Source organism: Frigoribacterium sp. CF331, assembly GCF_057787905.1.
This window is the reverse complement of record NZ_CM173545.1, coordinates 2,937,239-2,959,059: the sequence shown is the minus strand read 5'-3', so window position 1 is coordinate 2,959,059 and position 21,821 is coordinate 2,937,239. Positions and strand designations below refer to the sequence as shown.

The following is a 21,821-nucleotide window of genomic DNA, read 5'->3' as shown; positions in this document are numbered from 1 at the left end:
TGCTGTCTCTCTCGTGGTGGAGGGTCACGTCGTCAGCCACAGCTTGCCGTGACCCAGTCGGACGCCGTCTGAGGATCGCCGGTCTCGGGGACGACCGTCGCCCTGATGCGCGCCCCCGCCGCGTCGGCGGGGACGGCCCTCTGGTCCTCCGGATCGGCGTCGACCCAGTTGGCGATGCCGAGCACCAGGGGCACGTTGTACTGGATCTGGAAGGTCGTCGAGGTGGTCCCACCGCTGTTCCGGGGGTCGCTCGTGGCGAGGCGTCCCCCGGGCTGACACGAGTCGATGGTTCCGACGGTCTGGAGCGGCGTCACCCGCTGACTCGCGTCGGAGGTCAGGTTCGAGCACGACGACGCCCGGCAGGCCCGGAGGACGACGGACGCGTTGCGACCGTAGACCGACGAGTCGGCCAGCGAGGTCACGAACCCGTCAGCCGACGGGGTGACCCAGTCCTTGTCCGCGAACCTCGCTTGGTAGAAGACGCCCTGGGCGTCTCCGTCGACGCCCAGGTTCGTGACCCTCACGTCGAACTGGTCCCGACCGTTGTTCTCGACGCTGATCGTTCCGCGTGCCTTGCCCGGCAGACTGGCCACCGAGGTCGCCGACGCCGAACAGAACACGGTGTTGTCCGCGTGGACGAAGTAGGTGTACCGCTTGCCGTTCTCCGCCGTCTTGTCGTCCGTCGGGCTCGAGGCCGACGAGGCGATCCTCGTCCGTGAGGTCGAGCAGTCGGTGCCCGTGGCCGTCCCTTCAGTCCGCCAGAGCGAATAGCTCACCGGGGCGGAACCGGCTGCGGACGCCGCGGACCACGAGACCCTGATCGTGCCGTCGGACTGGACGACGGCGCTCGGCGACGTCTGTCCGGGCGGACCGAAGGCCGAGGCCTGGGCGACGTCGCTCCGTGCCCAGTCGGCGTCGCTGCTGACCTGCGCCGAGTTCCGGGCGAACACCCGGAAGGTGTACTGCTGCCCCGGTGTCAGGCCGCCGACGACCGTGGACGCGGACACGGTGTCGCGTCGTGCGGGCGCGTTCTCACCGGTCATCTCGATCGTGTAGCCGACCACGGCGGTGCCGGGGCTCGGCTTCGGCACGGTGTTCCACGAGAGCTGGAGTTCACCCGCGTTGGCGGTCGGCACGGCCTTGACGCCGGTCGGTGCCGCTGGGACGTAGTCCGCGCTGTACGGTTCGCTCGAGGCGCTGGCGGCCGACTCGCCGATGCCGTTGACGGCGGTCACCGAGAAGCGGAAGGTCTGCTCGGGGTCGAGGTCGGTGAGGGTGCAGACCGTCGCCAGGCCGCAGTCCTTCGTGTACGAGCCGCCGGCGGACCCCGTGCCGGTCAGACGGTAACCCGTCAGGGGCGAGTTGTTGGCGGCGGGTGCCGTGTAGCTCAGCGTGAGCTGACCACCGGTGAACGTGCCCGTCCGCACGGGTGCGTTCGGCGCGTTCGGGACGTCCTGCACGCTGATCGTCACCGTGCCCCAGACGTACCGGTCGGGGTCGTTGGTCACGTCGGCGACCTGGTACTGCAGGCTCGTGTCGCCGGGAGCTGCCGAGGCGGCGACGGACACGGCGAGGCTGCGGTTGTCGCCGCTGGGGGTGATCGACACCCCTGACGGCACGGACCCGCCGTTCAGGCCGCGGATGGCCACGACCCGCAACGCCTGCCCGGGGAACGGGTTGGTCGCCTGGTCGTTCTGCAGGACGTCCACGGTGGTCGACGCCCCTCGTCGGACGACGGCCCGATCGGCGGCCGGCTGGGCGAGGGGCCGCGTCGAACCCACCACGGACAACGTCACGGTGCCACCACGCCCCGGGTTGAGAGCATCGCTGACGGCGACGGGGAGTGTCCTGCTCGTCCCTCGGACCGTGCCCGCGTCGGCCGACACCGTGAGCTGTGAACCCGACAGATCGAAGCCGAAGCCCGCCAGGCCGCCCTGGTCGACGGAGTACCGCAGCTCGTCGACGTCGTCGGGGTACGGATAGGTGGTGAGGCGGGCGAGGTCGAGCGTCCGGGACTGCCCGGGCTCGAGATCGACCGAGACGCCGTTGAAGACCGGGGGCTGGTTCTCGCGCGAGGTGACGGTGATCGGCAGGACGAGCGACGCGGTCCGGCCGTCCGGGTCGTCCGCGGACCGGCCGTCGGTGACCTGGAACGAGATGGAGGCCGTGCCGGAGAACAGGTCGGCCGAGGTGAAGCGGAGGGTCGTGTCGTCGACGACGAGGTCGTCTCCGTTGGAGTTGGTCGCGCGGACCGTCCCGGGGTCGGTGAGGCGCACGCCGTTGGTCCCGGCCGAGATGACGTAGCGGTTCAGGTCGATGGTGACGGCCTTCTCGCTCTCGACCGAGAGGGGGCGGACCGTCCGGTCGATCTGGGGCAGCGCGTCGTCGAATCCGGGCACCACGATGAAGGCGTAGGCCCTGATGCCGGGGTCGTCCTTCCGCGAGACGGAGAACGGGATGATCTGACTGGAGTCGGTGATGCGGACGGTGACCCTCGAGTTCGGGGTCACCTCCGCGGTCGTCCCGAAGCCCGGCTCGAGGCCGAGGTCGAGTCGCGACGTGCTGCCGTCCGAGAAGAAGACGTTGGTCAAGGGGTTCACGGTGACGGTCTGACGGCCGGCGATGTCGCTCAGGCCGAGCACGGTGTCGTCGGCAAGCGGGTAGTTGAGCGGCGCGTCCGGGTCGACCGTGACCGTGACGAAGGTGGAGCTCTGCCCTCCTTGCTGGTTCGACACGGTGTAGACGAGGCCGTAGGTCCCCGGCGACTCGGGGGGCGTCACCGACACCATCGTCCCCGACACCACCTCGGCCACGATGCCCTCGCCGTTGGGCTCGACCGCGTCGACCGACAACGCGCCGCCGTCGGGATCGGAGTCGTTGTCGAGCACGCGGACGGTGATGGAACCCCCGGGACGCATGGTCACGGCGTCGGCCACGGCGATCGGGTCGCGCGAACCGTCGGCGCGGGTCGAGATGCCCACACGGACCGTTCCCGTCGCCCGGGCGCCCAGACCGTCGACCACCGTGTAGGTGAACGAGTCCGTGCCCGCCGAACTGGCGTTCGCCTGGTACTCGACGTAGTCGGTCCCGACCGTCGAGACGTTTCCCTTCTCGGGGTTCGTCCCGACCCCGAGGAGCTGCACCGAGTCGCCGTCGGGATCGACGCCGTCGAGGGGGATGCCGACGCGGACGGTCTCACCGGCGACGACACGTGCCGTCACGGCCTGCGGCGCAGGGGCCGCGTTGCTCCCGGCGTCGACCTCCCTCACGGCGATGGCGACCTGGGCCGACGCCCGCTGCCCGTCCGGACCCTCGACGGTGTACGTCGCGGTCACGTTGCCCGGACTCGACGGAGCGAGGTAGCGCAGACGGTTGCCCGACGCGAACAGCAGGCCGCTGCCCGCGGGCACGTCGGTCTCGAGCCGAGGCACCAGGGCCAGTTCGTCCCCGTCAGGCTGCTCGTCGTTGGCCAACACGTCGATGTCGATGGAGTCGCCCACCCGGACGGTGACTTGGTCGTCGGTCGCGATCGGAGGTTGCGTGATCGCCCGCCGCGGGATCTCGACGACCGTCACGGTGCCGACCGCCGAGGCGAGGCCGTTGCTGACGGTGTAGCCGAACGTGACCGGGCCGTCCTCGAGGGGAGCCGTGAGCGTCACGCGCGCGTAGCGCTGGTCGAGCGTCTCGACCTTCACGCCGGACGAGGCGGGGACGACGTCGGTCGCCGTGAGCATGAGCACGTTGTTGGCGGGATCGCGATCCGTCGCGACGACGTCGAGGGTCTGCGTGCCGAGGGTCTCGACGAAGACGGTCTTCGGCGTCGTGATCGGTGGCGTTCCCGCGTCCGGAGGTGACTGCACGTCGACGCGCACCGTGCCCGTCGCGGTCTGGTCACCGTCCGTCACCGTGTACTCGAGGAGGTGGGTGCCGGGTGCGTCGCTCGCGAAGCGGAACGTGCCCTGTTCGTAGTTGGGTGTGATGCTGACGTCGGCCTTGGCCGGCACGCTGTTCAGCTTGATCGTCCCGGTGCCACCACGAGCGTACGTGAGGGGCCGCACGGTGAGCTGCTGACCCGCGTAGGCCTGCTGGGAGAACGGGAGGGCCTCGAGGGGCACCTGCCCGGGCCCCATGATGGTGACCGCGAGCGAACCCCGCCCTTCGTCCCGGCCGTCGGAGACGGTCAGCGGCACGTCGACGGCCGCCTCGCCCGCACCGGCGTCCTGGTAGACGACGTCTCCGGACGGCTTGTACGACACGCCCGCCGTTCCGCCCGCCGAGGTGAGGTAGAAGGCGTCACCGTCGGGGTCGACCCAGTCGCCCAGCACCGACGACGTGACGCGTCCGGACGACGACACCGAGGCCGTCGTCTGACGCACCTGCTGGGGTGCCGAGTTCTCTGCGGGCTGACGGACGGTGACGGTCACGGTGGCGGTGGCCTGACCGCCCCGGCCGTCGGAGATCGTGTAGTCGAACGAGAACGTGCCCGAGGCGGTGTCGGGAAGCGTCAGCAGCACCTGCTGACGGTCGTTGACCAGGTCGATGCGGCCCACCGACCCGGCGAGCGGCTCGGCCTGCTCGACGACGAGCGGGTCGCCGTTCGGGTCGTAGTCGTTCAGCAGGACGGGCAGGGTGCTCGCACGCCCCGGCCGGGCTCCGAAGGCGTCGTCGACGGCGATCGGGGCCTTCTGGTCGGGGTCGAGCTCGGGAGGTCGCTCGTCGTCGTTCTCTTGCTGCTCTTCTCGATCGCGGTCTTCTTGGAAGAGGTCGGACCAGTTGTCGATCAACTGGCCGGATCGCTGCACGGCCCAGGACCGGCCGGTCGCCGGGTCGTTCAGCACGACGCGGCGCTCGTTGACGTCGAAGACCAGGTCCGCCCCTCCGGGCACCTCGTCGAGGGCGAGGACTCCCCCGCGCGTCGACGCGCAATCGCTCCAGGCCGAGCCGCCCGCCCAGGCGGCGTAGCGGCAGTCGTCGACGACGACGGGCCGCGTGGGCTTGCCGTCTCGGCCGTCGACCACCTCGGTGACGCGGTCGCCGACGAAGGAGACGGACAGCAGCCCCGTGGACGTCGCCACCATCACGCCGTCCCCCGTGTCGGACCCGGCCTGCAGGGCGAGTCCGCCCGAGACGCGGTCGGAGAGGTCGATCCGACGGCCGTCGACCACGAGGGCGCCGGTCACGGTGTCGAGGACCGCCCAGTGGTCGCCCACGGAGGCGACCTGTTGACCGGCCGACGAGGCGGCCGGCACGTCGTGGGTCTCGGCGACGTCGGGCGACACCGTCCCGTCGAAGACCGACACCTCGCCGGTGTCGGTCGAGTAGGCGGCCACCGTGCCCCGGGGCGTGACGCTGGTGACCAGGCCCTTGCCGAGGCTCAGGTCGGGGTCGACCTCGTTGCTGAAGGACGGCAGTTCGGCGACGGGCTGGCTCCACACCTCGCCCGTCCCCTGCGACACGACCAGTGCCCGGTCGCCGGCGATCGACACCTCGGGCGACTCGGGCGGCAGCGGGACGCTCTCGGCGATCTCGGCCGTCGCGGTGTCGACGACGCCGACCGTGGCGTTGCCGCGGTCGACGAGCAGGACGTCCTGGCCCCGCTGGGCGACGGAGATGTCGGCCCCGCTGCTGCGGACCGCCGAGTTCAGCTGGAGCACGTCGGTGTTCGCCCGCCCGATCGCCGCGCGGTCGCCGTTGGCCACCCACACGGTGCCGTCGGACAGGTCGAGCCGCTGCGCCTCGTAGCCTGAACTGGCCACGGCGACCGTGGTCACGAGGGTGGCGACCACGATGACGCCGACTCCGGTCGCGACCGCCGACCGCCGACGCGAGGCCCAGTCGAGCAGACGCCCCATCAGCCCTGGCCCGCCGTCGCGCAGTTCTCGTTGCTGGCCGGCCCGGTCGACCCGCCGCGACTGACGGTGACGGTGATGCAGACCTCGTCACCCGGATCGGCCGGCGTAGCGACGAAACGGTCGGCGGACTGCTGGCTCGTCTGCCCACCGGTCGAGATCACGTAGGTGTCGCCCGCTCGGAGGCCGGGGTCGCTCCAGCTGAACACGACGGACGCCCCGTCGCTCGACGACGCGACGTCGGACACCCGGGGGATCTCGGTCGACGTCGACCGGACCAGCACGAGGGTCGCCGTGGCGGCCAGGCCGATGCCCACGACCGCCGCCGCGACGAGGGACCAGACGACGACGAGCATGGTGCGGTTGCGTGCCGGCCGGGTGCCGGTGCTGCGGGGCACCGCGCGGCTCTGCTGCAGCGAGACGCCCTGCTGCGCCTGGACCTGGGCCTCGGTGACGCGACGTCGGCGACGTCGGCGCGACGCCTGGACGGGTGTGACCCCCCGGAGGCGCGTCTTGTCCTCGAGGTCGGCGACGGTGGCGAGGGCCCAGTCGTCGACGGCCACCTCGATGGGCGTCTGGGCGACGCCGAGCTCGCTCTCGACCTGCTGGAGTTCGCGCACGAACTCGAGCACGCTGGCCTGACGCTGCTCGGGCCGCCGGGACATGGACCGTGCGAGCAGACGCTCGAGCGTCGGAGGGACGTCGGTCCGGCCCGTCGGCACGAGCTTCGCCTTGTCGATGCGGCCGATGAGGTCGGACGCGCCGTTCTTGTCGCCGCCCAGCACCTCGAAGGGGCTCCGCCCCGCCAGCAACGAGTAGACGGTCGCACCGAGCGACCACACCTCGGACTCGATCGTGCCGTTCGTCTCGTCGAGCAGCACCTCGGGTGCGGACCACGGGATCGACATGCCGACGACCTCTTGCGGTTCGCTCTCGCTGAGGGAGGCGGCGATGCCGAAGTCGGACAGGACCGGATGGCCGTAGGCCGTCATCAGGATGTTGGAGGGCTTGAGGTCGCGGTGCAGCACGCCTTGACGGTGCGCGGTCTCGACCGCGCTGCCGATCTTGACGCCGATGCGCAGCACGTCGGCGACGGGGATGCGGTCGCGGCGGTACCGCTCGCTGAGGGACGACGAGCAGAGCTCCATCACGAGGTACGGGCGCCCGTCGGCCGAGACGCTCGCCTGGAACACCGTGAGGATCGACGGATGAGCGCTCAGCTGGGCCATGAGGTTGGCCTCGGCCTGGAACATCTGTCGGACCTGGTCGTTCACGACCTCGCTCAACATGACCTTGACGGCGACCTGGCGGCGGGGCATGTTCTGCTCGTACAGGAAGACGTCGGCGAAACCACCCGACCCGAGGACGCGGACGTGCGAGAAACCCGGCAGCACGGGCGGCGCGGACGGCAGTCGTCGTGCCACGTCGCCTCCTCGGGGATCGGTGCGGGGTCGGCTCGGCAGAGCCGGTCGGCGTCGGTCCGACCGCAGTCATTCTAAGCGGCGGCCACCGACGCCCGAGAGGCCTGCCCACCCGCCTGTGGACGGGCCCTGTCCCCCCACTTCGGGGGACGAGGCGTCCGGACGGGCCGGAACGGCTACTCGGCGACCGGCGTCGACCTGCCGCGGACGTCGACGACGACGGCCGTCACGTTGTCGCGGCCTCCCGCCTCGACGGCGGCCTCGACGAGGGCCGTCGCGGCCGGTTCGGCCCCCTCGACACTCGCCAGGAGGTCGGCGATCCGAGCTGCCGACAGCTCTTTCGTCAGGCCGTCGGAGCAGACCAGGAGGCGCAGGCCCGGTCGAGCGGGCAGGCGCCAGTAGTCGGGCCGGGGGTCGACGTCGAAGCCGACGGCCCGGGTGATGACGTTGCTGTCGGGGTGCTTCTCGGCGTCGTCCGCGTGCAGGAGCCCGGCGTCGACCATCTCTTGGACGACCGAGTGGTCCACCGTCACCTGCCGCAGTCGACCGTCCTCGAACAGGTAGACCCGCGAGTCGCCGACGTTGAAGACCGTGAACTCGACGCCACCGTCGTCGCCGTCACGCGAGAGGAACGCCCCGGTCGCCGTCGTCCCGACCCCGAGCTCGGTGTCGGCTGCCGCCACGGCGATGTCCTCGGTGGCGACCCTCAGCGCCGCCTCCACGTCGTCGGTGGTGGCGAAGGGTCGTGACCGGATCTCGCTCATGCGGCGGACGACGGCGTCGCTCGCGACGTCGCCCGCGCTGTGCCCGCCCATCCCGTCCGCGACCACGAAGAGGGGCGACTCGGCCAGGTAGCTGTCCTCGTTGTGGGCGCGACGACGACCGACGTCGGTCACCCCCGCCCAGTCGAGGGTCAGCCCGACGTCGTCGAGTCCGAGGGCATGGGCGGTCGTGGGTCGGCCGAGCTCTGTCACAGGAGGGGTTCTTTCGTCGGGATGAGGCGCTGGGGAGGCAGGATCTCGAGAAGGTTCCCGTCACCTACGTCCACTATCGTGCCTGCACGCGCCACGAGCGACTCGCCTTGCCGCAGACTCACGGGAACGCGTCCCGGCTCGGTCACCCGCGTGCCGTTGGTCGAGCGCAGGTCGGTGACGACCACGGTCTCGCCCTGCTGGCGCACCTCGACGTGCGAGCCCGACACCTCGTGGGTCGCCGACGGCACGACCAGCAGACGGGGGGCGACGCCGTCGACCACGCGGGGCGCGGTCGGCCTGCGACCCACCACGACGGGCACGTCGAGGAGCACCTCGTGCCCGGCGACGCGCAGTCCGTGGAGGCGCGGTGCCGGTCGGCCGGACCCACGGGGACCCTGCCCCGTCGCCGGCGTCGACCGGCCCCGAGCCCGCAGGACCGTGTCGTCGTCGTCGGCCACGGCGGGCGGCGTCCGGGGACGGACGACGACCGTGTCCTCGACCCCGTGGAGGTCGTGCCACGGGTCGGAGGGTCGTTCGGTGGACATGCGGCTCCTCTCACCGGCGTCCGGCGAGGACGCCGACCGACACGACGACCACGCTACCGCCCGTCCCCGGCACGTCGACGACGGGACGAGGCCCGACCGACGTGTCCTCCCCAGGCACGCGACCCCGCGCCTCCGTCCACATCCTCGGAGCGCACCGGCATCGGGTGCAGCCCCACGCCCTAACGTGACGCCATGACCGACCTCGTCCTCGTGCCTCCGCTGCCACCCGGCCCGGCGGCCGACGACGAGCCACCGGGGCTCGTCCGGCTCGACTCCCCCGTCGGGCGCATCGAGATCGTCAGCCGTCACTTCGCGGTCGAGGCCCTGGCCGTCGAGCAGCACGGTGAACTGCCCCACGACCACCTGCCCGAGCGACCCGACAGCCTGCTCGACGCCGCACGACGACAGGTGGACGGCTACTTCGACGGCGTCCGCACCCGTTTCGACCTGCCGTTGCGTCTCGTCGGGTCGACCTTCCAGCGCTCGGTCTGGTCGGCGTTGCTCGAGGTCGAATGGGGCTCGTCCACGACCTACGGGCGACTGGGGGGCACCTTCGGCAACCCTCGGGCCGGGCGCGCCGTCGGCGGGGCGGTGGCCGCCAACCCGATGCCCCTGCTCGTGCCGTGCCACCGCGTCCTCGGCAGGACGGGCGGGGTCACCGGCTACACCGTCGGCGCAGGTGCCGAGACGAAGAAGTGGCTGCTCCGCCACGAAGGCATCGCCTTCCGCGACGGCCCCGTCCCCCTCGACTGACGGCTGCCCGTCGAGCCCGTGTCGGTGACCGGTCCGCCGGGGACGACGTCAGGCGGCGTCGAGGACCGACTCGGCCACGAGCACGGTCTCGAGCCCCGGCTCGATGACGAAACCGCGTCCCCGGGCCCAATCCGCCAGGTCGTGCACGTCCGCGAGGTCGGGCCGGTCCGTCAAGAGGGCCCGGACGAACAACCCCTTCGACTTCTTGTTGAAGTGGTTCAGGGCGCGACGCCGGTCGCCGGCGTCCGACACGACCCGGACGTACGTCGATCCGTCACCCGCGGGCCCGAGGCCGACGTAGCCCTCGGATCGGAGATCGACGACGGGCTCGTCCAGGCCCGCGAGGACTCCGGACACCGGCGCGCGCCACACCTTCTTCAGGGTCGTCCCGCCGACCTTCGAGTCGTGCGACAGACGGTAGGCGGGGATCTCGTCGGCAGCGCGCACCAACCCGAACAGGGCCGAGTGCACCACGACGTGCCGCTGCGCCCACCGCCACGATGCGGCGCCGAGGCTCGACACGTCGAGCGGGTCGAAGAGCACGCCGGTGTAGCGCGCCAGCGCCGGCATCGTCGGCGACGACGACACGACCCGGTTGCGCTCGATCTCGTGGGCCTGCGTCGGGCCGAGCCTCAACGCCCGGGCCGCAGCCACGTCGTCACGCGTCATCTCGTGCAGAAGGGCCAAGGAGGCGCGGCGCGGCGCCTCCAGGGCCCCGAACGACAGTCCCGTCACGTCCAGTCGTGAACCAGCGCTGCCCCCGTCGAGTTTGGTCTCGGACGGGGGCAGCAGGAACAGCATGGATCGAGGTGGAGCGGACGGACCGACGTCAGTTCAGCTGCGCATTGCGCGCGACGACCGTGACGGTGTCGTTCTCGACGGACAGGAACCCGTCGTCGGCGGTGGCCTCGACGGTGCTGCCGTCGGACAACCGGACCCTGACCTGGCCCGAGGCCAGGATCGCCAGGATCGGCTCGTGGCCGGGGAGGATTCCGATCTCACCCTCGGCGGTGCGAGCGACGATCGACGACGCCTCGCCCGACCAGACCTCGTGGTCGGCCGAGACGACGCTGACAGTGAGAGCAGCCACGATCAGCCGTTCTCCTTCTGGATCTGAGCCCACTTCTCTTCGACGTCCGAGATCGAGCCGACGTTGAAGAACGCCTGCGTGGCGACGTGGTCGAACTCACCGTCGGCGATCGCCGTGAACGACTCGATGGTGTCCTTCAGGGGGACGGTCGAGCCCTCGACACCGGTGAACTTCTTCGCCATGTAGGTGTTCTGCGACAGGAACTGCTGGATGCGGCGTGCACGCGACACCGTGATCTTGTCTTCCTCGGACAGCTCGTCGACACCGAGGATGGCGATGATCTCCTGCAGCTCTTTGTTCTTCTGCAGGATCGCCTTGACCCGGATGGCGGTGTCGTAGTGCGCCTGGCCCAGGTAGCGGGGGTCGAGGATGCGGCTCGTCGACGTCAGCGGGTCGATCGCCGGGTACAGACCCTGCGACGCGATCTCACGCGACAGCTCGGTGGTCGCGTCGAGGTGCGCGAACGTCGTGGCCGGGGCCGGGTCGGTGTAGTCGTCGGCCGGAACGTAGATCGCCTGCAGCGAGGTGATCGAGTGACCACGCGTCGACGTGATGCGCTCCTGGAGCACGCCCATCTCGTCGGCGAGGTTGGGCTGGTAGCCCACGGCGGACGGCATGCGGCCGAGCAACGTCGAGACCTCGGAACCGGCCTGCGTGAAGCGGAAGATGTTGTCGATGAAGAGCAGCACGTCCTGCTTCTGCACGTCGCGGAAGTACTCGGCCATGGTGAGGGCCGAGAGCGCGACGCGGAGACGGGTTCCCGGCGGCTCGTCCATCTGGCCGAAGACCAAGGCGGTCTTGTCGAAGACGCCCGCCTCGTCCATCTCGGCGATGAGGTCGTTGCCCTCACGGGTGCGCTCACCGACACCGGCGAACACCGACACACCACCGTGGTCCTGCGCGACACGCTGGATCATCTCTTGGATGAGCACCGTCTTGCCGACGCCAGCACCACCGAACAGGCCGATCTTGCCACCCTGCACGTAGGGCGTGAGCAGGTCGATGGACTTGATGCCGGTCTCGAAGAGCTGCGTCTTCGACTCGAGCTGGTCGAACTGCGGCGGCTTGCGGTGGATCGGCCAGCGCTCGGTGATCTCGACCGTCTCGTCGCCCTCGAGGTTGAGGATCTCACCCGTGACGCTGAAGACCTTGCCCTTGGTCACGTCGCCGACGGGCACCGAGATGGGTGCGCCGGTGTCGATGACCTCCTGCCCGCGGACGATGCCGTCGGTGGGCTTGAGGGCGATGGCACGGACGAGGTCGTCACCGAGGTGCTGGGCGACCTCGAGCGTGATCTGCGTGGTGGTGTCACCGATGGTGATCTTGGTGGTCAGCGCGTTGTAGACGCCGGGGATGGCATCGTGCGGGAACTCGATGTCGACGACGGGGCCCGTGACCCGGGCGATGCGCCCGACGCCGGGAGCCGACTCGGTCGCGACCGGTGCGGTTGCGGTGTCAGTCATGGCTTCTCTCTCTTCGGATGATGATGCTGTGGTGCAGAGCTCTACTTGGCCGACCCGAGGGCGTCTGCGCCGCCCACGATCTCGGAGATCTGCTGCGTGATCTCGGCCTGACGCGCGTTGTTCGCGAGGCGGGTGAAGTCGCGGATGAGGGTGTCGGCGTTGTCGCTGGCAGCCTTCATGGCCTTCTGTCGAGCGGCGTGCTCTGAAGCGGCCGACTGCAGCATGGCGTTGAAGATGCGGCTCTCGATGTAGACCGGGAGCAGGGCGTCCAGCACCTCGGTCGGGTCGGGCTCGAAGTCGTACAGCGGGAGGACCTCGTCCTCGCCGGGCTCCTCGATGCCCTCGACGACCTCGAGGGGCAGCAGCCGGACGACCTCGGGAACCTGGCTGACCATGTTCACGAAGCGGTTGTAGACGATGTGGATCTCGTCCACGCCACCCTCGGCCGCCTCGGTGAGGAACTTCGACACCACCGCGTCGCCGATCTCCTTCGCCGTGGCGAACTCGGGCTGGTCGGTGTTGCCCGTCCAGACCTGCTCGGCGTCACGTCGACGGAAGGCGAAGTACCCCTGGGCCTTGCGACCCACCAGGTAGTAGACGACCTCTTTGCCCTGGCTGCGCAGCAGCTGTGCCAGCTGCTCGCTCTCTTTCAGCGTGTTCGAGCTGAACGCACCGTTCAGACCGCGGTCGGACGTGAACACGACGATCGCGGCACGCTCGACCGTCTCGGGCTCGGTGGTCAGCACGTGGTCGACGTCCGAGAACGTCGCCACGGCCGACACCGCCCGGGTGATGGCCCGCGAGTACGGCCCGGAAGCCTTCATCCGGGCCTGCGCCTTCTGGATGCGCGAGGCCGAGATGAGCTCCATCGCGCGAGTGACCTTCTTGGTCGTCTGCGCAGAGCGGATCCTCTGCCGGTAGACCCGGAGTTGGGCTCCCATTACTCTCCTGTTGTCTCGTCAGTCGTGAACGTCGGACGGGCGCGTCAGCGCTTCGTCTTGACGATCTTCTCCTGGTTGACGTCGTCGGCGTCGGTGGCCTGGAACTCTTCGCGTCCGACCGAGGCGAGCGGCTTGCCCTCACCGGTCTGGAACTCCTGCTTGAACGAGTCGATGCCGCTCTCGAGGGCCGCGACGATCTCGTCGGTCAGGACGTTCTTCTCCCGCAGGTCGGACAGCACCGAGGTGTTGCGACCCATGTAGTCGAGCAGCTCGCGCTCGAAGCGCAGGATGTCGGGAACGGGGACCTCGTCGAGCTTGCCGTTCGTGCCGGCCCAGATCGAGACGACCTGGTCCTCGACGGGGTACGGCGAGTACTGCGGCTGCTTGAGCAGCTCGGTGAGGCGGGCACCACGGGCGAGCTGACGGCGGCTCGCCGCGTCGAGGTCGGACGCGAACATCGCGAAGGCCTCGAGCGAGCGGTACTGGGCGAGCTCGAGCTTGAGCGTGCCGGAGACCTTCTTGATCGACTTCACCTGGGCGTCGCCACCGACGCGCGACACCGAGATGCCGACGTCGACCGCGGGACGCTGGTTGGCGTTGAACAGGTCGGACTGCAGGAAGATCTGGCCGTCGGTGATCGAGATGACGTTGGTCGGGATGTACGCCGAGACGTCGTTGGCCTTGGTCTCGATGATGGGCAGACCCGTCATCGAGCCGGCACCGAGCTCGTCGGACAGCTTCGCGCAACGCTCCAGCAGACGCGAGTGCAGGTAGAAGACGTCACCCGGGTACGCCTCGCGTCCCGGCGGGCGGCGGAGCAGCAGCGACACGGCACGGTAGGCCTCGGCCTGCTTCGACAGGTCGTCGAAGATGATAAGGACGTGCTTGCCGCTGTACATCCAGTGCTGGCCGATGGCCGAACCGGTGTACGGGGCGAGGTACTTGAAGCCGGCGGGGTCGGATGCCGGAGCCGCGACGATCGTCGTGTACTCCATGGCGCCGGCCTCTTCGAGGGCACCCTTCACCGAGGCGATGGTCGAACCCTTCTGACCGATGGCGACGTAGATGCAGCGGACCTGCTTGTTCTCGTCGCCGGACTCCCAGTTGGCCTTCTGGTTGATGATCGTGTCGATCGCGATCGCCGTCTTGCCGGTCTGGCGGTCGCCGATGATGAGCTGACGCTGGCCACGGCCGACGGGGATCATGGCGTCGATGGCCTTGATGCCGGTCTGCATCGGCTCGTGGACCGACTTGCGCTGCATGACGCCGGGAGCCTGGAGCTCGAGGGCACGACGCCCCTCGGTGGCGATGTCGCCGAGGCCGTCGATGGGAGCGCCCAGCGGGTCGACGACGCGACCCAGGTAGCCGTCTCCGACCGGGACGGACAGGACCTCACCCGTGCGGGTGACCTCCATGCCCTCTTCGATCCCGGAGAACTCGCCGAGCACGATGGCGCCGATCTCGTCCTCGTCGAGGTTCTGGGCCAGGCCCTGCGTGCCGTCCGCGAAGCGGATGAGCTCGTTCGCCATGACGCCGGGGAGTCCCTCGACGTGGGCGATGCCGTCGGCTGCGTCCGTGACGTGGCCGACCTCGGTGGTCGAGGCCTTCGAGGGCTCGTACGACGAGACGAAGTCCTTCAGCGCGTCGCGAATCTCATCCGGGCTGATCTTGATGTCTGCCATTGTGATTCCTATTCGTAGCGAGGCTTCGGGAGGCCTCGAGTCTGTGTGTGAGAGCGTGACTAGCCGGCGAGCTGCAGGCGGAGCAGGCTGAGCTTGGTCGCGACGGTGCCGTCGATGACCTCGTCGCCCACCTGGACGCGGAGACCGCCCACGACGGCGGGGTCGACGACCTGGTTGATGCGCAGGCTACGCCCGAACTGCTTGGCCAAGCCCTGTTGCAAGCGCGTGACGTGGGCGTCGTCGAGGACGACGGCGCTCGTGACGGTGGCGACGAGCTGGTCCGACTGGTCGGCGACGACGTCGGCCGCGTGACGCAGCAGTTCTCCGATGCGACGACCGCGGGGTTGGCGGACCAGGTGCATGACGATCACCACGGTCTGCCGACTGGCCTTGCCTCCGAGCAGCCGCTCGACGAGCGCCGCCTTGGCGGCGGGGTCGCCGAGCTTGGAACCGATGGCCAGTTCGAGCTGCGCGTCGGTGCGGACGGCGGCGTCGAAGGCGAAGAGCTCGTTCTCGATGCTGCTGTCGGCCGGGACCGTCGAGGCGATCGCACGGAAGGCGACCTCTTCGATGCCGGCGAGCAGGTCGTCGGACGACGACCAGCGGCTGCCGACGACGGACACGAGCAGAGCACGCGTCGAGTCGGAGAACGACCCGAAGAGCCGGTCGAGCAACTGCTTCTTCGTGACGACGTCGACGGCGGGGTCGGCGAGGTACGACTGCAGCTGGACGGAACCCCCGACGACCCGACCGGCGTCGAGCAGCTGCTCGCCCGTCGTCAGGTCGACCGACCCGCCGAGGTCGGACAGGACCGCCCGCGCCGAGCCGAGTGCTTCTCGGGACATGGAACCCATCGTCAGTTGCCCGCCTTAGCGTTCTCGTCCGCCTCGAGGTCGGCCAGGAACCGGTCGACCACGGCCGACGCCTTGGCGTCGTCGCTGAGCGACTCGCCGATGACGCCGGAGGCGAGGTCGATGGCCAGCGAACCGACCTCGGACCGCAGGGACGCGACGGCGGCCTGACGCTCGGCCTCGATCTGGGCGTGGGCGGAGGCGGTGATGCGGTCGGCATCGGCCTGCGCCTGCTGCTTCAGCTCGGCGATGATCTCGTTGCCCTCGGCTCGCGCAGCCTCACGGATGCGAGCGGCCTCGGCACGGGCGTCGGCCAGCTGCTTCTTGTATTCGTCGAGGGCCTTGGCCGCTTCGGCCTGGGCGGCCTCGGCGTGCTTGATGCCGCCTTCGATGCGCTCGGCACGCTCGTCGAGGATCTTGCGGAACCTGGGGATCGCGAAGAGCCCGAAGAACGCAGCGATGACCACGAAGACGACCAAGGACCAGAGGATGTCGTAACCAGCGGGGAAGAAGATGGCGGCGCCTTCGGGCGCACCACCCTCGGCCGCGAGGATCGTCTCGATCATCGGTGTGTCGTCCTAACTGATCAGGAGAAGATGAAGCCGGCGGCGAGGCCGATGAAGCCCAGCAGCTCGGTGAACGCGATGCCGAGGAACATCGTGACCTGCAGGCGGCCGGCCAGCTCGGGCTGACGTGCCATGGCCTCGACGGTCTTGCCCGCGACGATGCCGATACCGATGCCGGGGCCGATCGCAGCGAGGCCGTAGCCGACGGTCGCGATGTTGCCGTTGATCTCAGCGAGGATCGTGGTGGTGTCCACTTGTGTTTCCTTCCGGTTGGGCGATGCTCGTCGGATGACGTGCGTCGTCTGTATTTAGTGTTCTTTCGCCGCGGCCTGTTGGATGTAGACCGAGGCGAGGAGCGTGAAGACGTAGGCCTGCAGCACGGCGACGGCCATCTCGACGATGGTCATCACGAAGCCGCCGATGAGGGTGAGGGCGCCGAAGGCCACGAAGCCCCCGCTCATGCTGAAGAAGAAGAAGTGCGTCGCCGCGAAGCAGAGCACCAGCAGGAGGTGGCCGACCATCATGTTCAACAGCAGTCGGAGTGCCAACGAGATCGGGCGGACGATGAAGATGTTGATGAACTCGATGGGCGTCAGCAGGATGTACATGACCCACGGCACACCGGGCGGGAAGAGCGCGTTGCGCAGGAAGGTCGCCCCGCCGGCTTCACGGAAGCCCGCGTAGATGAACATGACGTACGCGACGACCGCCAACAGCAGCGGCATGGCGATGACCGAGGTGCCGGCGATGTTGAGGCCGGGGATGATGCCCGTGATGTTCATGGCGAAGATGCCGAAGAACATGGCGGCCAGCAGGGGCAGGTACTTCCGACCGAGCTTCTCGCCGAGGATCTCCTCGACGATCTGGATGCGGACGAAGTCGAGGCCCAGTTCGGCGATGCTCTGCCCGCGGGACGGGATGAGCCGCCCCTTGCGCAGGGCCAGCCAGAACAGCAGCAACATGACGGCGATCGCGAAGAGGCGGACCAGCATGATGCGGTTCAGCTCGAAGGGCGTGCCCTCGAAGAAGATGGCGGGAGGGAAGAACTCGTCAAGAGTCGGGGCGTGGAATCCCCCGTCCCCGTGGCCGGCTTCGGCAGCGGAGAGCAGGTTCACAGCGTTCGCTATCAGCGCTATCTCCTGTGTCGGGGCGAGCACCCTGAAGTGTCGCGACGATTGGTGGGGTTTGTCATCCGTGCACGCTGGAGACGCGGCCGGGGAACGTCGTCAACCCTATCAAGGTAATGCTTGCTTCCACGAATCGGTCGAGCTATTTTCACCGTCTGCACGCATCGTCGGTCACTCGCTGGGGGCGGGGGGCAACGACGCGTCGCTCACGTACGACAGGCGGCCTCGGACGACCACCAGCGCGTCGACCGCGAGGGTGCCGACGATCGACACCACGAGGGCGAGGAAGAGCACGACGTCGTCGACGAAGGGCTGGTCGCGCAGCACCACGAGCAGCGCGATGAAGATCACCAGCTTGAGCAGCCAGGCGCCCATCACGATGCCGAAGAAGGCCCCGAGCGTGAACCGGATGGCGACGAGCATGCTCGCGGCCGTGATGGCGGCGAAGAGGATCGCCAGCCCCACGCCCACGAGGGCGCTCCAGAGGCCGTCGGTGCCGGCGAACAGGTAGCCGAGCCCGCCGCCGACCACGGCGATGACGAGGGCGAGCAGGCCCGTGTACTTGAGGATCTGCGTGAAGATCGAGCTGGCGTTCATGGGTGGTCCTTCGGGTTCGTCAGTTCGGGCACCACGGCCTGGGCGGCGGTGTCGGTGTCGTGTGGGTCGAGTGCGTCGGCGGCGGCGTCGAGCGGATCGAAGCGGTCGGACGCGGTCGTCGACAGTTCTCCGGTGCGGGTGGTCTGGACGGCGATCTCGACCTTCTTGCGGCGACTCAGGGGCGAGAGGGTCGCCGCGGTGCAGGCGACGAGGCCGACGCCGAGGAACACGGCCACGAGGTAGGTCGGCTTGACGAAGAGGAACATCAGGCCGCCCACGGCGGCGACGAGCGTCCAGGCGTAGAAGATCAGGACGGCCTGGAAGTGCGAGTGGCCCATGTCGAGCAACCGGTGGTGGAGGTGCTTGCGATCGGCCGTGAAGGGCGACTTGCCGGCGCTGACGCGCCGCAGGACGGCCAGGCCGAAGTCGAGCAGCGGGACGATCAGGATCGCGAAGGGCAGCACGATCGGGATGAAGGCCGGGAGGAGCGCCGTCCGCGAGATGCCCGCCGGGTCGATCTGACCGGTCACCGAGATCGCGCTCGTGGCCATGACGAGGCCGGTCAGGAGGGCGCCGGCGTCGCCCATGAAGAGTTTGGCGGGGTGCCAGTTCAGGGGCAGGAAGCCCAGGCACGCCCCGATCAGCACGGCCGACAACAGCGCCGCGAGGTTGAAGTACTCGGTCTGGCCGATGGTGATCGAGATGACGAAGCTGTAGACGAAGAACACGCCGTTGGCGATGATGGCGACCCCGGCCACGAGACCGTCGAGACCGTCGATGAAGTTGACCGCGTTCATCACGAGGACGATGGTGAGCACCGTCAGCACGAGCGACATGTAGGGCGATCCGATGGCGAGGCTGCCGCCGATCGGCAGGGAGACCAGCTGCACGCCCTGCCAGGCCAGCACCCCGGCCGCGATGATCTGCCCGGCCAGCTTGGTCATCCAGTCGAGGTCGAAGAGGTCGTCGACGACGCCGATCACCACGATGATGGTCGCCGCGCCGATGATGGCGAGGGGCGGCCCGGCGTCGGCGAACACCAGGCGGAAGTAGTCGACGCCCGAGATCAGCGGGAAGACGAACCACGCCGCGAGCAAGGCGACGACGATGCCCGCCCACATCGCGATGCCGCCGAGACGAGGCGTGGGGGTCTGGTGGACGTCACGCTCGCGGATCTTCGGGTAGAGGCGGTACTTGAGCCCCACCCGCCAGACGACCACGGACAGCACGAAGCTGACCGCTGCCGAGATCGCCAGCGCGAGGAGGTAGTACCTCACGCGAGGGCGTCGGCCCCGACGACGCGGATGATGTCGGCGTCGGCGAGGACGCCGTGCCGCACGATGCGGAGCACGCCGTCCGCGCCCGCCGTCGCGTCGACGATGGTCGAGCCCGTGTTGGCCCCGGCCATGTGCTCGTACGACGTGCCCGCGGGGCCGTCGTCGAGGTAGACCGACACCGAGTCGCCGAGCATGCGTCGGGCGTCGCCCGCCGACTCGGCGGCCGGCTTGCCGGTGAGGTTGGCGCTCGACACCGCGAGGGGGCCCGTCTCTTCGAGCAACTCGAGTGCGATGCGGTGGCTCGGCACGCGGAGGGCGACGGTGCCCCGGGTCTCACCGAGATCCCAGCTGAGCGACGCCTGGGCCCGGAAGATCACCGTGAGCGGCCCGGGCCAGAACTCGTCGAGCAGCGGACGGACCACCTCGGGCACGCGGTCGGTGAGCGCGGCGAGGGTCTCTTGACCCTTGATCAGCACCGGGGGCGGCGACTGGCGCCCGCGGCCCTTGGCGTCGAGCAGGCGCTGGACGGCGGTCGGGTCGAAAGCGTCCGCGGCCACGCCGTAGACGGTGTCGGTGGGCAGCACCACGAGCTCACCCCGCCCGATGGCACCGCGCGCCATGCGCATGCCGGCGAGCAGTTCGGAGTCGACGGAGCAGTCGTGAAAAGTGGCCATGACCTGACGATGATAGTGCGACGGACCGGGAGAACCCGCTCAGCGCACCGCCGTGGTCGCCCGGTCGCGACCGGCCAGGTCGGGATGCGTGGCCGGGGACCGCCAGCCGTCGGCCGTCAGGAGGTCGCGGATCGCGCCTCCTTGTCGCTCGCCGTGCTCGATGACGAGGGCTCCCCCGGGCCGCAGCAGGCGCTTCGCCGTCAGCGACAACGCGCGCACCAGGTCGAGGCCGTCCTCACCGCCGTACAGGGCCAGGGCCGGGTCGTGCAGGCGCACCTCGGGGTCGCGCGGGACCATGCCCGTGGGCACGTAGGGCGGGTTCGAGACGACCACCGACACGAGGCCGTCGAGCTCGGGCAGCGCGTCGGCGAGGTCGCCCTCGACCAGCCGCACGTTGTCGACCCCCACGGCCGCGATGTTCCGGCGGGTCCAGACGGCCGCCTCGGGAGACAGCTCGACCGCGACGACGGACGCCGTCGGCACCTCGGAGGCCAGGGACAGCGCGAGGGCACCGCTGCCCGTGCCGAGGTCGACCGCCACCGGCGACGCCTCGGGCACCGCCCGCAGGGCGTCGACGGCCAGCTGGGCGACGCCCTCGGTCTCGGGTCGGGGCACGAACACCCCCGGCCCGACGAACAACTCGAGACGGCGGAAGGACGCCCGCCCCGTGATGTGCTGCAGCGGTTCTCGGGAGGCGCGGCGCGCGACCGCCGCGACCAGCGCCTCCTGCTCATCGGCCGTCAGTGCCGCCGAGGTGACGGCCCGCGCCCGGACCACGCCCCGGTCGAGGCCGGTGACGTGGCCGACCAACAGTTCGGCGTCGACCTCGGGCGAGGGCACGCCGGCGTCGGCGAGGACGGTCGACGCGACCCGGAGGGCGGCGTCGACCGTCGTCACGCCCTCGAGGGCCGCGGCGATGGCGTCGCTCACGACGAGGTGTCGCCGATCTCGGCCAGACGCGCCTCTTCGTCGGCCTGGATGCACGAGTCGACCACCGGGTCGAGCGCGCCGTCCATCACGGCGTCGAGGTTGTAGGCCTTGTAGCCGGTGCGGTGGTCGGCGATGCGGTTCTCGGGGAAGTTGTAGGTGCGGATGCGTTCCGACCGGTCCATGCCCCGGATCTGGCTCTTGCGGGCGTCCGACGCGATGGCCGCCTGCTCTTCCTGCTGGCGGGCCAGGATGCGCGCGCGCAGGACCCGCATGCCGGCCTCGCGGTTCTGCAGCTGGCTCTTCTCGTTCTGCATGGCCACCACGATGCCGGTGGGCAGGTGGGTGATGCGGACGGCGGAGTCGGTCGTGTTGACCGACTGACCGCCGGGTCCGCTCGACCGGTACACGTCGATCTTGAGGTCGTTCTGGTTGATCTCGACCTCTTCGGGCTCGTCGACCTCGGGGAACACGAGCACGCCCGTGGTCGAGGTGTGGATGCGTCCCTGCGACTCGGTCGCCGGCACCCGCTGGACCCGGTGCACGCCGCCCTCGTACTTGAGGTGCGCCCAGACGCCCTGCGAGGGGTCGGAGGCGTTCGACTTGATGGCGACCTGCACGTTCTTGTACCCGCCGAGGTCGGAGTCGTCGCTGGCGATCATCTCGGACTTCCAGCCCTTCGACTCGGCGTAGTGCAGGTACATGCGCAGCAGGTCCGCCGCGAACAGGGCGCTCTCGGCACCCCCCTCGCCGCCCTTGATCTCCATGATGACGTCGCGCCCGTCGTCGGGGTCGCGAGGGATCAGGAGGCGCCTCAGGCGTTCCTGGGACTCGTCGAGCGCCTGCTCGAGGGCGGGCACCTCGTCGGCGAACGCCTCGTCCTCCTTCGCGAGCTCGCGGGCGGCCTCGAGGTCCTCACCCGCCTGCTGCCACGCCGAGTGCGCAGCCACGATGCGGCTGAGCTCGGCGTAGCGGCGGTTGATCTTCTTGGCGCGAGCGGCGTCGGCGTGGACGGCGGGGTCGCTGAGCTGCGTCTGCAGGTCGTCGTGCTCCGACAGCAGCACGGCCACCGACTCGAACACGC

Annotated in this window: 19 protein-coding genes; 1 reads left to right on the top strand and 18 read right to left on the bottom strand. The window is 69.7% G+C overall.

Annotated elements, in window-relative coordinates; all coding sequences use genetic code 11:
- Positions 1-32 precede the first annotated feature (32 nt).
- The 4 genes from AC3CCI_RS13735 to AC3CCI_RS13720 all read right to left on the bottom strand — a co-directional run bounded on the left by AC3CCI_RS13735 (position 33) and on the right by AC3CCI_RS13720 (position 8,789).
- Positions 33-5,852: an Ig-like domain-containing protein gene (locus AC3CCI_RS13735; protein WP_488627521.1), complete on the bottom strand. Its 5,820-nt coding sequence runs from the start codon at positions 5,850-5,852 to the stop codon at positions 33-35.
- A complete protein-coding gene (locus AC3CCI_RS13730; protein ID WP_488627520.1) occupies positions 5,852-7,273 on the bottom strand; it encodes a serine/threonine-protein kinase in 1,422 nt (473 codons plus the stop codon). The genes AC3CCI_RS13735 and AC3CCI_RS13730 overlap by 1 nt, the downstream gene beginning before the upstream one ends.
- Positions 7,274-7,446: 173 nt before the next feature.
- The gene (locus AC3CCI_RS13725; RefSeq protein WP_354592856.1) at positions 7,447-8,244 is read right to left on the bottom strand and encodes a PP2C family protein-serine/threonine phosphatase; all 798 of its coding nucleotides are present in this window, start codon (positions 8,242-8,244) and stop codon (positions 7,447-7,449) included.
- Positions 8,241-8,789 carry an FHA domain-containing protein gene (locus AC3CCI_RS13720; RefSeq protein WP_488627519.1) on the bottom strand — a complete coding sequence of 183 codons (549 nt, stop codon included), beginning with the start codon at positions 8,787-8,789 and terminating at the stop codon, positions 8,241-8,243. The genes AC3CCI_RS13725 and AC3CCI_RS13720 overlap by 4 nt, the downstream gene beginning before the upstream one ends.
- Before the next feature lie 192 nt (positions 8,790-8,981).
- Between AC3CCI_RS13720 and AC3CCI_RS13715 the strand changes: the two genes are divergently transcribed.
- Complete coding sequence (locus tag AC3CCI_RS13715; RefSeq protein ID WP_354592858.1) at positions 8,982-9,542, top strand: methylated-DNA--[protein]-cysteine S-methyltransferase; 561 nt, start codon at positions 8,982-8,984, stop codon at positions 9,540-9,542.
- Between the two features lie 48 nt (positions 9,543-9,590).
- Here AC3CCI_RS13715 and AC3CCI_RS13710 read toward each other — a convergent pair whose 3' ends face one another.
- The 14 genes from AC3CCI_RS13710 to prfA all read right to left on the bottom strand — a co-directional run bounded on the left by AC3CCI_RS13710 (position 9,591) and on the right by prfA (position 21,819).
- Entirely contained in the window at positions 9,591-10,343 is a 753-nt protein-coding gene (locus tag AC3CCI_RS13710) for a YaaA family protein (protein ID WP_488627518.1), read from the bottom strand.
- Positions 10,344-10,371: 28 nt separating this feature from the next.
- Positions 10,372-10,632, bottom strand: coding sequence for a F0F1 ATP synthase subunit epsilon (locus tag AC3CCI_RS13705; protein WP_056256999.1), 261 nt, complete (start codon positions 10,630-10,632; stop codon positions 10,372-10,374).
- A 2-nt stretch (positions 10,633-10,634) separates the two neighbouring features.
- Entirely contained in the window at positions 10,635-12,095 is a 1,461-nt protein-coding gene (atpD, locus tag AC3CCI_RS13700) for a F0F1 ATP synthase subunit beta (RefSeq protein WP_354592860.1), read from the bottom strand.
- Positions 12,096-12,136: 41 nt separating this feature from the next.
- Positions 12,137-13,036, bottom strand: coding sequence for a F0F1 ATP synthase subunit gamma (locus AC3CCI_RS13695; protein WP_043594511.1), 900 nt, complete (start codon positions 13,034-13,036; stop codon positions 12,137-12,139).
- 44 nt (positions 13,037-13,080) lie between these two features.
- Positions 13,081-14,718, bottom strand: a complete 1,638-nt coding sequence (gene atpA, locus AC3CCI_RS13690) for a F0F1 ATP synthase subunit alpha (protein WP_354592861.1) — start codon at positions 14,716-14,718, stop codon at positions 13,081-13,083.
- Between the two features lie 59 nt (positions 14,719-14,777).
- Positions 14,778-15,572: a F0F1 ATP synthase subunit delta gene (locus AC3CCI_RS13685; protein ID WP_354592862.1), complete on the bottom strand. Its 795-nt coding sequence runs from the start codon at positions 15,570-15,572 to the stop codon at positions 14,778-14,780.
- Positions 15,573-15,574: 2 nt separating this feature from the next.
- Positions 15,575-16,135: a F0F1 ATP synthase subunit B gene (locus AC3CCI_RS13680; protein WP_354592863.1), complete on the bottom strand. Its 561-nt coding sequence runs from the start codon at positions 16,133-16,135 to the stop codon at positions 15,575-15,577.
- Between the two features lie 20 nt (positions 16,136-16,155).
- On the bottom strand, positions 16,156-16,389 hold the full coding sequence (atpE, locus tag AC3CCI_RS13675; protein ID WP_043594505.1) for an ATP synthase F0 subunit C: 234 nt from the start codon (positions 16,387-16,389) through the stop codon (positions 16,156-16,158).
- Positions 16,390-16,443: 54 nt separating this feature from the next.
- Complete coding sequence (atpB, locus tag AC3CCI_RS13670) at positions 16,444-17,250, bottom strand: F0F1 ATP synthase subunit A (protein WP_354592864.1); 807 nt, start codon at positions 17,248-17,250, stop codon at positions 16,444-16,446.
- 183 nt (positions 17,251-17,433) lie between these two features.
- A complete protein-coding gene (locus AC3CCI_RS13665) occupies positions 17,434-17,859 on the bottom strand; it encodes a Cg1360 family ATP-synthase-associated protein (RefSeq protein ID WP_354592865.1) in 426 nt (141 codons plus the stop codon).
- A complete protein-coding gene (locus AC3CCI_RS13660) occupies positions 17,856-19,136 on the bottom strand; it encodes an MraY family glycosyltransferase (RefSeq protein ID WP_354592866.1) in 1,281 nt (426 codons plus the stop codon). The genes AC3CCI_RS13665 and AC3CCI_RS13660 overlap by 4 nt, the downstream gene beginning before the upstream one ends.
- Positions 19,133-19,810, bottom strand: a complete 678-nt coding sequence (locus AC3CCI_RS13655) for an L-threonylcarbamoyladenylate synthase (RefSeq protein ID WP_354592867.1) — start codon at positions 19,808-19,810, stop codon at positions 19,133-19,135. The genes AC3CCI_RS13660 and AC3CCI_RS13655 overlap by 4 nt, the downstream gene beginning before the upstream one ends.
- A 39-nt stretch (positions 19,811-19,849) precedes the next feature.
- Positions 19,850-20,740: a peptide chain release factor N(5)-glutamine methyltransferase gene (gene prmC / locus AC3CCI_RS13650; RefSeq protein ID WP_488627517.1), complete on the bottom strand. Its 891-nt coding sequence runs from the start codon at positions 20,738-20,740 to the stop codon at positions 19,850-19,852.
- A complete protein-coding gene (gene prfA / locus AC3CCI_RS13645) occupies positions 20,737-21,819 on the bottom strand; it encodes a peptide chain release factor 1 (RefSeq protein WP_488627516.1) in 1,083 nt (360 codons plus the stop codon). The genes prmC and prfA overlap by 4 nt, the downstream gene beginning before the upstream one ends.
- Positions 21,820-21,821 lie beyond the last annotated feature (2 nt).